The sequence below is a fragment of the Streptomyces sp. NPDC059456 genome (assembly GCF_042750055.1).
GTDB lineage: Bacteria > Actinomycetota > Actinomycetes > Streptomycetales > Streptomycetaceae > Streptomyces.
Map to the genome: position 1 here is coordinate 1,095 of NZ_JBHYVA010000261.1, position 9,440 is coordinate 10,534.

Sequence of the window (9,440 nt, forward strand, 5' to 3'; positions counted from 1 at the left end):
GGTGTTGCGGGTGGGGGGGCGCCCCACGCCCCCGGACCCACTCCGACACCGCCCCGCTCGGACCCCGCCCCCCGTATCCCGCCCGACCACTCCGGTACCGAGTCCGCCGATCCACCCGACCGTCCCCCGCCCCGCTCCCCAGCTCCGCCCGACCGTCCCCCGCCCCACCCCGCCGACCCCGCCTCGCCCCGCATCCGCCCCCGGTGTTCCGCCCCACCCCGTCACCACCGCCCCCGTCACCACCGCCCCGCCATCCCCAAGCAACGCTTGAGCGTTCCTCGTGATCCGTTAAGTGCGGCTACGCGAGTCTCGAGATGCGGGGTCGTGGCCGGAAGTGCGCGGGGGCATGGCAGGCTTGGGGCATGGCCGCTCAGATTTATCCCAGCATCCTGTCCGCCGACTTCGCCCGCCTCGCCGAGGAGGCGAAGGCCGTAGAAGGGGCCGACTGGCTGCACGTCGACGTCATGGACAACCATTTCGTCCCGAACCTCACCCTCGGTATGCCCGTCGTGGAGTCCCTGAGCCGCGCCACGGACATCCCGCTGGACCTGCACCTCATGATCGAGGACCCGGACCGCTGGGCCCCGCAGTACGTCGAGGCCGGTGCGGGATCGGTCACCTTCCACGCCGAGGCCGCCGCCGCCCCCGTGCGGCTCGCGCGGGAGATCCGGGCCAAGGGGGCGCGGGCGTCCATGGCGCTCAAGCCCGCCACGCCGATCGAGCAGTACGAGGACATCCTCCCCGAGCTCGACATGCTGCTGATCATGACGGTCGAGCCGGGCTTCGGCGGCCAGCCCTTCCTCGACATCATGCTCCCCAAGATCCGCCGGACCCGGGAGCTGATCGCCAAGCACGGCCTGGAGCTGTGGCTCCAGGTCGACGGCGGGGTCTCGGCCACGACCATCGAGCGCTGCGCCGAGGCCGGCGCCGACGTGTTCGTCGCGGGAAGCGCGGTCTACGGGGCGGTCGACCCGGCCGCAGCCGTGCGTACCCTGCGCGAGCAGGCCGACGTCGCGATCGCCGCGGCGCCCTGGGCTTGTGACCACTGAAACGAGGGTTGGTGAACAGCTCGGTGAACGGGAGCTGTCCAGGCTGATCAACGGCCGCCGGATCTGACAGGATGAACGGCGAGTCGAGAGTGTGAACAGCAGTGAGGAGAACGCGGTGTCTGCAATGTCGGCGGGACGGTCAGCCCTGCGGATGGGACCCGCGGAGCTGGTGCAGGCGGCGGCCATGGCCCGCCGCTTCTACCTGGAGGGAAAGTCCAAGATCCAGATCGCCGAGGAGTTCGGCGTGAGCCGCTTCAAGGTGGCCCGGGTCCTGGAGACCGCCCTGGAGCGTGACCTCGTACGGATCGAGATCCGGGTGCCCGCCGAGCTCGACGCGGAGCGTTCCGACGCGCTGCGGGCCCGGTACGGGCTGCGGCACGCGGTGGTGGTCGAGTCCCCGGCCGACGCGACCGAGGACGCGCCGGACCCGGAGAACCTGGGTGCGGTCGCGGCCGACCTGCTCGGCGAGCTCGTCAACGAGGGCGACGTACTGGGCCTGGCCTGGGGGCGGTCGACCATCCACATGGCCGCCTCCCTGCACCGGCTGCCGCAGTGCACCGTGGTGCAGCTGACCGGCGTGTACGACGCCGGTACGGCCGAGCGCGGCTCCGTGGAGGCCGTGCGGCGGGCCGCCCAGGTCTCGGGCGGCGACGCGCACCCGATCTACGCGCCGATGCTGCTCCCCGATCCGGCGACGGCGGCCGCGCTGCGGAACCAGACGGGCATCGCCCGGGCCTTCGAGTACTTCGACAAGGTGACGGTCGCGGCGGTGTCGATCGGCTCGTGGGAGCCCGGCATCTCGACCGTCCACGACATGCTCACCGACGAGGAGCGGGCGCACTACGCCTCGCTCGGTGTCGCAGCCGAAATGTCCGCCCATTTGTTCGATGCGGAGGGGCGGCGTGTCGGGCGGGACCTCGGCGAGCGCTGCATCACCGTCGAGGCCGACCGGCTGCGCCGCATCCCCGAGGTGGTGGCCATCGCCGGCGGGCTGCGCAAGGCCTCCGCGATCGGGGCGGTGCTCCGGTCCGGGCTCGTGACCAGCCTGGTCACGGACACGGCCGTCGCGGACTACCTGCTCACCGAGTCGGCTCCGGGGCTGCGGCCCGCGCTGGACCGGGCCGACCCGGACGACTGATCCGGCCCGGCGGGCGGCGCGGCGCGCGGTCCCGCGGGGGTGCCGGGGCGGATGGTGCCGCAATTGAGATCCGAACGGCGGGCCGTGGGGCGCCCTGCGGGGCGCATACTGGTCCCAATGACAAAGTCAGCAGTACCTCGCCGCCATTTGCCGTCCAGCCCGTTCAAGGCCCCCGTGGAACCGCCGCTCCGGCAGTTCAGCGTCGGCGACCGGGTCTCTCACGACGAGCACGGCCTGGGCCGTGTCGTCGGTATCGAGGAGGGGATCGCCGTCCTGGTCGACTTCGGGTCGGTCCAGAAGAGAATTCTGAGTCCTTACACCAAGATGGCCGCGCTCTGAGGCTGTCGCCTGCGAGGCCACCGTCACCGCGCGATTCGCGAGCGAATCGGATATTTGGCACGATCGGTGCATGATCTTCAGGGACGTGCCCCGGTCGTTGCTGCGGTGCGTGGTGGGCGCGCTGTTCCTGTGCGTCGCGCTGATCGGCGTGGCGGGGTGTGGTGGTGGCAAGACCGCGTCGCCGTCCGCCGCGGCCGGAGTGAGCTCGGGGACTGATGCCACCGGGGCGGTACCGGCCCCGGGGCGGGCCTCGGCGCCCGCCTGGGCCAAGGGGATGGCCACCGTACGGGCCGACGCGCTGCCGGCGCAGGCCCGGGACGTGCTCGCGCTGATCGACAAGGGCGGGCCGTACCCGTACCGGCAGGACGGGACCGTCTTCGGGAACTTCGAGAAGGCCCTGCCACGGCAGAAACGCGGCTACTACCACGAGTTCACCGTGAAGACCCCCGGTGAACGCGACCGCGGAGCGCGGCGGCTCGTCACCGGTGAGGGTGGCGAGTACTTCTACACGGACGACCACTACGAGACCTTCAAGGCGGTCCTGCGATGACCCTGGATCCGCAGCCGCTCGCTCCGGCGCTGGCCGCGGCCGAGAAGGCGGGCTGGACGACGCTACGGGTGGACCTGGGCGGTGTGCACGGCAAGGCCGAGCTGCTGCGGCGGTGGGGGGCGGCCCTGGACGTGCCGGCGTGGTTCGGGGGGAACTGGGACGCGCTGGCCGATGCGCTGACCGACCTGTCGTGGCTGCCGGCCGCTCCGGGGCGGCTGCTGGTCGTGACCTCGTGGTCGTCGTACGCGGGGGCGCGGCCGGGGGAGTGGGCGACGCTCGGGGAGGTCCTGGAGGGGGCGGCGGAGTACTGGCGGGACGCGGAGGAGGGGGCGTTGGCCGTACTCGTCGCCGAGCCGGGGGCGGCGGCCGGGCCGCCGCAGGATGGACCGCTGCCGGGTGAGCCGCCGGTCGGTGGGAGCGGGACGCCGAGGCCGTCGGGCCGGTGAGCCGGGGGTGGGGTGCCGCTGCGCGGTGCTCTCCCCGCCCCGCCCTTTCGCCGTATCCCGGGGCTCCGCCCCGGACCCTGGTCCTCAAACGCCGGACGGGCTGAAGAGCCCGGGCTCCGCTCCGGACCCCGGTGCTCAGGCGCCGGACGGGCAGACGGGCCCGGGACTCGCCCCGGACCCCGGTCCTCAAGCGCCGGAGGGGCTGACGGGTCGGACTCCGGGGCTCACGTGGCGGGCGGGTCGGGTGGGTGGTTCGTGGGGTGTGGGGGCAGAGGGGTCGGCTCTGCCCCGCACGGGACTAGCTCTTCGGGATCCACGGGGGTGTTTGGCCCCAGGACCAGACGGGGATCTTGGCCGCGTCCACCGGCGGGGGGTTGGGGCCCGAGTAGATCAGGGCCATGCGGGTGCCCCACTCGATGTAGTACGCGAACACCGCGCGGAATTCGGGGTCCGTCGGGAGGCCGACCTCGTCCGCCGTGTCCATCAGCAGGTCCACCCAGCGGCGGCGCTGCCGTTCGGTGATGCCGCGGCCCAGGTGCTTGGTGGCCATGTGCTGGTGGCCGCCGTGGTGGGCCGTGTACTCCGCCGGGCCGCCGAAGACCTCCGACAGCCAGACGGCGACGTGCCGGGGGTGCTCCGAGTCCATGCCCGCGAACACCGGGGCGAGGATCTCGTCCTGCAGGGCGTGCCCGTAGAAGGCGTCGGTGAGGCGGTTCATCGCCTCCGCTCCGCCCATCCACTCGTAGATGGTGGGGGTGGTGCCGGGTGTGGTGCTCATGACTGGGGTGCGGCCTTTCCGGGGCCGGCCACGTCGGTGACGCGGTAGTGCTGCATCTCCTCGATGGCCTTCACGTACGGGCGGATCGCGCTGAAGAACGCCGGGAAGTGCTCGCCCTTGCGGAATCCGTTGAGGTGGGCGTCGACCGACGTCCAGCGGATGCGCAGGATGTAGCGCTCCCGGTCGTTCTCCTCCTCGCAGCGGGCGAGCTCGTAGTCGATGCACTCGGGCGAGGCGGCCAGGGCCTGCGCGGCCTGCCGGTACGAGTCCTCGAAGGCCTGCTGGTCGTCCAATGCGATCCGGTAGCGGATGTATTCGACGGTGGTGGTCATGGGGCGTGCCTCTCCCTGTGATCGGTGCCGGTCGGCTCGCTGTCAGACTTGCGTGATCATGCCCCGGTGGGGAGGGCTTTCCTCATTCCGACCCAGACTTCTGGGAGTCCGTGGCGTCGGGGGCATCGGAGGCGTCGGACTCGCCGGTGACGTCGGGGCCCGCCGCGCGGACCTGCTGGACCTTGGCCAGGGAGTCGCGGAGTTCGGTGAGCCACTCGTCCGTGTTGCGGCCGACGAGGCGGACGCACCAGGCGAGGGCGTCGGCCCGGCTGCGGGCGACGCCGCCCGCGACCAGGGTGTCGAGGACCTGGCGCTCCGGCTGGCGCAGGCGCGTCATGACCGGGACCGCCAGGTGGGTGAACAGGATGCGGTCGTCGCCGGACTGGACGGCCCAGGCGACCTTGCGGCGGTAGAGCTCCTCCGCCTCCCGTGCGACCTCGATGCGCTGTTCGCGGGTGCGTTCGCGGAACTCCTTGACCGACTCGGTCGCCGGGATGGCGCCGACGACCGTGATCTCCTCGCGGTCGACCGTCACGTCGGTCAGGGACTCGTACACGTCCACCGGGAGGCGGTCCGCGAACCACGCGCGAAGCTGCTCGTTCTGCTCGGCTGTAATCATGTAATCAACGTTGCATCCGCTCTCCGCTTGATCGCAAGGGAATCGTGTTCGCTCTCAGCCCATCGAGCGGTACCGGTGGATCAGCGAGACCGCCATCGCGCCCTCGCCCACGCCCGACGCCACGCGCTTGACCGAGTGGGCCCGGACGTCGCCGGCCGCGAAGACGCCCGGGACGCTGGTCTCCAGCGGGTACGGGGCACGTTCCAGGCTCCACTCCGCCGGGAGTTCGCCGCCGTTCGCGATCAGGTCGGAGCCGGTGAGGACGAAGCCGTACTCGTCGCGCTCGACCACGCCCGACAGCCAGTCGGTGTGCGGGCGGGCACCGATGAAGGTGAACATGAAGCGGGCCGGCACCCGGGTGTCCTCACCCGTCGTCGCGTCGTGCAGGGTCAGCTCCTCCAGGTGTTCCTCGCCGTCCAGCCGGACCACGGTCGTACGCACCTTGACCTCGATGTTGGGGGTGCGGTCGATCTCGTCGATCAGGTAGCGGGACATGCTCGCGTCCAGCGATTCGGCGCGGACCAGGATGGTCACGCGGGCCGCGTACTTGGCGAAGTGCACCGCCGCCTGCCCGGCCGAGTTGGCGCCGCCCACGATGAACACGTGCTGGGAGATGCACGCCGAGCTCTCCGTGGTGGCCGCGCCGTAGTAGAGCCCGGCGCCCTCGAAGCGGTCCGCGCCCGGGGCCTGAAGGCGGTTGTACGAGACCCCGGTGGCCAGCAGCACCGTTTCGGCGCTGATCTCCGTGCCGTCGGCCAGGGTCAGGATCTTCGCCGGGTCGTCCCGGGTCAGCGAGACCACCTCCACCGGGTGCAGGATCTCGGCGCCGAACCGGGAGGCCTGGATGGTGGCGCGCCGGGTCAGGTCGCCGCCCGAGAGGCCCGAGGGGAAGCCGAGGTAGTTCTCGATCAGGCTGGAGGTGCCGGCCTGGCCGCCCGGCGCGCGGGAGTCCAGCATCAGGGTCGACAGGCCCTCGGAGGCCGCGTAGACCCCGGCCGCCAGGCCCGCGGGACCCGCGCCGACGATGACGCACTCGTAGTGCGGGCGCGACGCGGTGGTGGCCAGCCCCAGGCGCTGGGCGAGCTCGGTGTCCGACGGCGCGGAGAGCACCGCCCCGTCCGGGAAGCGGACGAGCGGGAGCGCCGCGCCGGGCTGGGCGGCGATCAGGGTCAGGGCCTCGGGGTCGCGCTCGACGTTGAGGAAGCGGAACGGCTGGCCGTTGCGGGTGAAGAAGTCCCGGACGGCGTGGGTGCCGGGCGCGACGAGGTGGCCGGCGACGATGATGCCGTCGTAGGCGGGGCGGTAGGTGGCCAGCCAGTCGGAGAGCAGGTCGTCCAGGACGGGGAAGAGCCGCTCGTGCGGCGGGTCCCACGGCTTGAGCAGGTAGTAGTCCAGCCGGACCCGGTTGATGGCGGTGATCGCCGCGTCCGTCTCCGCGTACGCCGTGAGCAGGACGCGGCGGGCGTCCGGGAAGCGGCTGACGGCCTCCAGGAGGAACTCCACGCCGGTCACGTCGGGCATCCGCTGGTCCACGAGGAACAGCGCCGGGTCGTGGCCGCGCTCGTCGAGGGAGTCCAGGATCTTCAGGGCGTCGGCGGCGGAGGACGCGCCGAGCACGCGGTAGCGGTCGCCGTACGCGCTGCGCAGGTCGCGGCGGACCGCCCGCAGCACCTGCGGATCGTCGTCCACGGCCAGGATGACGGGCTTGCGGCTCTCGGCGCGCTCGGCCGCGGCCGCCGTGGCGGGGGCGGTGGCGCTCTCCGGGGCCGCGCTCATGCCGCGTCCAGCATCAGCTTGTCTGCGTAGCACCAGGCCCAGGTCTCGCCGGGCTCGTGCGAGGCGGCGATGGGGTGCCCGGTGCCGCGGTAGTGCCTGGTGGCGTGGCGGTTCTTGGAGGAGTCGCAGCATCCGACGTGCCCGCAGCTCAGGCACATCCTCAGGTGCACCCAGGTGTCGCCGAGGACGAGGCACTCCTCGCAGCCCTCGGTGCCCGGCTTCACCGGACGTATCTGATCGATGTGTGTGCACAACAGGTCCGTCGTCATCGTCCCCGTCCCTCTCCTCGGTCCTTCGCGCACCCGTGATTCACGGCGCGTCCAGACCATAGGGCGGTGCCCCCGCAATGGTTCAGCGATTCAGCCGAAGTCACGAAGTCCCGCGGCTACTTCATGACCTCCGGAAGCGACTACCTGAGGTGCCCCCGCGACCTGCCCGCCTACCTCACGAAGTCGCGTACGGGCGCTTTGACGGAGCCCTCGGACACAAGCAGTGTGGTGGACGCCAACGACAACAGGCGGCGCCTGGAGGAATCCGTGAGCAGAAAGATTCTGGTCATTGTCTCCGAACACGGTTACTGGGCCGAAGAACTGATAGGCCCCGTGTCGAAGTTCGATGAGCAGGGCTACGAAGTCGTATTCGCCACGCCGACCGGAAAGCGTGCGCACGCTCTTCCGCCGAGCCTCGACGCGAACTTCATCGACCCTCCACTGGGACGCTCGGTCACCACCGAGGAGAACGCCCGGCTGGGGCGGGAGTTCGAGCAGTCGAGCCGGCTGGACTCGCCGCTCGACATCGAGGCGTGGGTCCCGGAGCGCCCGTACACGAGCGACGAGGGCTATCTGCGCAAGCTGGAGCAGTACCACCGCGATCTGGACAAGCTGGAGTCGGACATCGCCGGCTACGACGCGGTCCTGATCGTCGGCGGCAGCGGCCCCATCGTCGACCTCGCCAACAACGAGCGCGTGCACGCCCTGATCCTGGCCTTCAAGAAGGCCGGCAAGGTCGTGGCGGCCGAGTGCTACGGCGTGGCCTGCCTGGCCTTCGCCCGCGACTGGGGCGACCGCAAGAGCATCATCTGGGGCAAGCACGTCACCGGGCACTGCAAGGAGTACGACTACAAGGACGGCACCGGATTCCTCGGTACCGACTTCAACATGGGCCCGCCGCCGTACCCGCTGGAGTACATCCTGCGCGATGCCACCGGGCCGCGCGGGGCGTACCACGGGAATTTCGGTCACCCGCTTTCGGTGATCGTCGACTACCCGTTCGTGACCGGCCGTTCCACCCCCGATTCGTATCTCACGGGGCAGAAGATCGTGGAAGTCCTGGAGGAAGGCCTCACCCGCTACGGGTGGTGATCGCAAAACCCGTGGAAACGAGGGGGATTTCGATGAGTTCCGAAGCCACTCCCGGACGGGAAAGGCTGATCGAGCAATTCAAGGCCGACGGCCTGAATGTGATGTTCGGAAATCCGGGGACGGTGGAACAGGGATTCCTCGACGCGGTGGACGCGGCGGAGGACTTCCACTACGTCCTCGCCCTCCAGGAGACCGTGGCCGCCGGCATCGCCGACGGTTACGCCCGGGCCACCGGCGGCGCGGCCCTGCTCCAGCTGCACTCCGGAGTGGGGCTGGGCAACGGCATCGGGATGCTCTACCAGTCCCTGCGCGGACACACCCCGCTCGTCGTGGTCGCCGGCGACGCCGGCGTCCGCTACGACGCGATGGACGCGCAGATGGCGTCCGACCTGGTGGCGATGGCGAAGCCGGTGACGAAGTACGCGACGCGGGTCACCGACCGGCACTCCGTACTGCGCACCGTCCGGCGGGCCGTCAAGATCGCCCTGACCCCGCCGCGCGGCCCGGTCTTCGTGGCGCTGCCGATGGACGTGCTGGACGAGCTGAACTCCGAGCCCGTCGTGCCCGCCGCGGTGCCGCTCACGGACGTGACGCCCTCGCCGGCCTCGGTGGGGCGGGCGGCCGAGCTGCTGGCCTCCGCGGAGCGGCCCGTGGTCCTCGTCGGGGACGGGGTCTCGCTCTCCGGGGCCCAGCGCGATCTGGCCGCCGTCGCCGAACTGCTGGGCGCCGACGTGTACGAGGTGGACTCCTCCGAGGTGAACATCGCGGCCTCGCACCCGCTGCGCCGCGGCCAGACGGGGCACATGTTCGGCCCGCACAGCAGGGAGCTCGTCGCCGCCGCGGACGGGGTGCTGATCGTCGGCACCTATGTCTTCCCCGAGGTGTTCCCCGAGCTGGAGAGCCCCTTCCGGGCCGGCGCCAAGGTCGTCCACATCGACCTGAACGCCTACGAGATCGCCAAGAACCACCCGGTCGACCTGGGCCTGGCCGCCGACCCCCGGCAGGGGCGGCGCCCCCGGGCCCCCCGCCACGCAAGGCTGCGGTCCCCCCCC

General features: G+C 71.4%; 12 protein-coding genes. 7 read left to right on the plus strand and 5 right to left on the minus strand.

What is annotated here, in order from left to right; genetic code table 11:
- Positions 1-362 precede the first annotated feature (362 nt).
- From rpe to ACFXA3_RS22340, 5 genes are all read left to right on the plus strand, one after another.
- Entirely contained in the window at positions 363-1,049 is a 687-nt protein-coding gene (rpe, locus tag ACFXA3_RS22320) for a ribulose-phosphate 3-epimerase (protein WP_385189202.1), read from the plus strand.
- 124 nt (positions 1,050-1,173) lie between these two features.
- Positions 1,174-2,187, plus strand: a complete 1,014-nt coding sequence (locus ACFXA3_RS22325; RefSeq protein ID WP_385189218.1) for a sugar-binding transcriptional regulator — start codon at positions 1,174-1,176, stop codon at positions 2,185-2,187.
- Between the two features lie 117 nt (positions 2,188-2,304).
- The gene (locus ACFXA3_RS22330; RefSeq protein ID WP_053788968.1) at positions 2,305-2,526 is read left to right on the plus strand and encodes a CarD family transcriptional regulator; all 222 of its coding nucleotides are present in this window, start codon (positions 2,305-2,307) and stop codon (positions 2,524-2,526) included.
- Positions 2,527-2,596: 70 nt separating this feature from the next.
- Positions 2,597-3,076 (plus strand): ribonuclease domain-containing protein, encoded by a 480-nt coding sequence (locus ACFXA3_RS22335; protein WP_385189204.1) that lies wholly within the window; start codon positions 2,597-2,599, stop codon positions 3,074-3,076.
- Positions 3,073-3,522, plus strand: a complete 450-nt coding sequence (locus ACFXA3_RS22340) for a barstar family protein (RefSeq protein WP_385189206.1) — start codon at positions 3,073-3,075, stop codon at positions 3,520-3,522. The genes ACFXA3_RS22335 and ACFXA3_RS22340 overlap by 4 nt, the downstream gene beginning before the upstream one ends.
- A gap of 298 nt (positions 3,523-3,820) precedes the next feature.
- Here ACFXA3_RS22340 and ACFXA3_RS22345 read toward each other — a convergent pair whose 3' ends face one another.
- The 5 genes from ACFXA3_RS22345 to ACFXA3_RS22365 form a co-directional block, all read right to left on the minus strand.
- Positions 3,821-4,300 carry a group II truncated hemoglobin gene (locus tag ACFXA3_RS22345; RefSeq protein ID WP_385189208.1) on the minus strand — a complete coding sequence of 160 codons (480 nt, stop codon included), beginning with the start codon at positions 4,298-4,300 and terminating at the stop codon, positions 3,821-3,823.
- Entirely contained in the window at positions 4,297-4,632 is a 336-nt protein-coding gene (locus ACFXA3_RS22350; RefSeq protein WP_048477855.1) for a putative quinol monooxygenase, read from the minus strand. Before ACFXA3_RS22350 ends, ACFXA3_RS22345 begins: the two co-directional genes overlap by 4 nt.
- An 82-nt stretch (positions 4,633-4,714) precedes the next feature.
- Positions 4,715-5,251: a hypothetical protein gene (locus ACFXA3_RS22355; protein WP_385189210.1), complete on the minus strand. Its 537-nt coding sequence runs from the start codon at positions 5,249-5,251 to the stop codon at positions 4,715-4,717.
- A gap of 54 nt (positions 5,252-5,305) precedes the next feature.
- A complete protein-coding gene (locus tag ACFXA3_RS22360) occupies positions 5,306-7,027 on the minus strand; it encodes an FAD-dependent oxidoreductase (protein ID WP_385189212.1) in 1,722 nt (573 codons plus the stop codon).
- A complete protein-coding gene (locus ACFXA3_RS22365) occupies positions 7,024-7,296 on the minus strand; it encodes a UBP-type zinc finger domain-containing protein (RefSeq protein WP_385189214.1) in 273 nt (90 codons plus the stop codon). Before ACFXA3_RS22365 ends, ACFXA3_RS22360 begins: the two co-directional genes overlap by 4 nt.
- Positions 7,297-7,563: 267 nt before the next feature.
- Here ACFXA3_RS22365 and ACFXA3_RS22370 point away from each other — a divergent pair, with 267 nt between their 5' ends.
- Together ACFXA3_RS22370 and ACFXA3_RS22375 are read left to right on the plus strand one after the other, a co-directional pair.
- Entirely contained in the window at positions 7,564-8,388 is an 825-nt protein-coding gene (locus ACFXA3_RS22370) for a type 1 glutamine amidotransferase domain-containing protein (protein WP_385189215.1), read from the plus strand.
- Positions 8,389-8,420: 32 nt separating this feature from the next.
- Positions 8,421-9,440, plus strand: a 1,020-nt coding sequence (locus ACFXA3_RS22375; protein ID WP_385189217.1) for a thiamine pyrophosphate-binding protein, incomplete at its 3' end; no start/stop codon positions are given.

What these genes read in the sequence shown, in the direction of transcription:
- ACFXA3_RS22360 (WP_385189212.1), bottom strand. Translation starts at nt 7,027, where the DNA reads ATGAGCGCGGCCCCGGAGAGCGCCACCGCCCCCGCCACGGCGGCCGCG.
- ACFXA3_RS22340 (WP_385189206.1), top strand. Translation starts at nt 3,073, where the DNA reads ATGACCCTGGATCCGCAGCCGCTCGCTCCGGCGCTGGCCGCGGCCGAG.
- rpe (WP_385189202.1), top strand. Translation starts at nt 363, where the DNA reads ATGGCCGCTCAGATTTATCCCAGCATCCTGTCCGCCGACTTCGCCCGC.
- ACFXA3_RS22335 (WP_385189204.1), top strand. Translation starts at nt 2,597, where the DNA reads ATGATCTTCAGGGACGTGCCCCGGTCGTTGCTGCGGTGCGTGGTGGGC.
- ACFXA3_RS22345 (WP_385189208.1), bottom strand. Translation starts at nt 4,300, where the DNA reads ATGAGCACCACACCCGGCACCACCCCCACCATCTACGAGTGGATGGGC.
- ACFXA3_RS22355 (WP_385189210.1), bottom strand. Translation starts at nt 5,251, where the DNA reads ATGATTACAGCCGAGCAGAACGAGCAGCTTCGCGCGTGGTTCGCGGAC.
- ACFXA3_RS22325 (WP_385189218.1), top strand. Translation starts at nt 1,174, where the DNA reads ATGTCGGCGGGACGGTCAGCCCTGCGGATGGGACCCGCGGAGCTGGTG.
- ACFXA3_RS22350 (WP_048477855.1), bottom strand. Translation starts at nt 4,632, where the DNA reads ATGACCACCACCGTCGAATACATCCGCTACCGGATCGCATTGGACGAC.
- ACFXA3_RS22330 (WP_053788968.1), top strand. Translation starts at nt 2,305, where the DNA reads ATGACAAAGTCAGCAGTACCTCGCCGCCATTTGCCGTCCAGCCCGTTC.
- ACFXA3_RS22365 (WP_385189214.1), bottom strand. Translation starts at nt 7,296, where the DNA reads ATGACGACGGACCTGTTGTGCACACACATCGATCAGATACGTCCGGTG.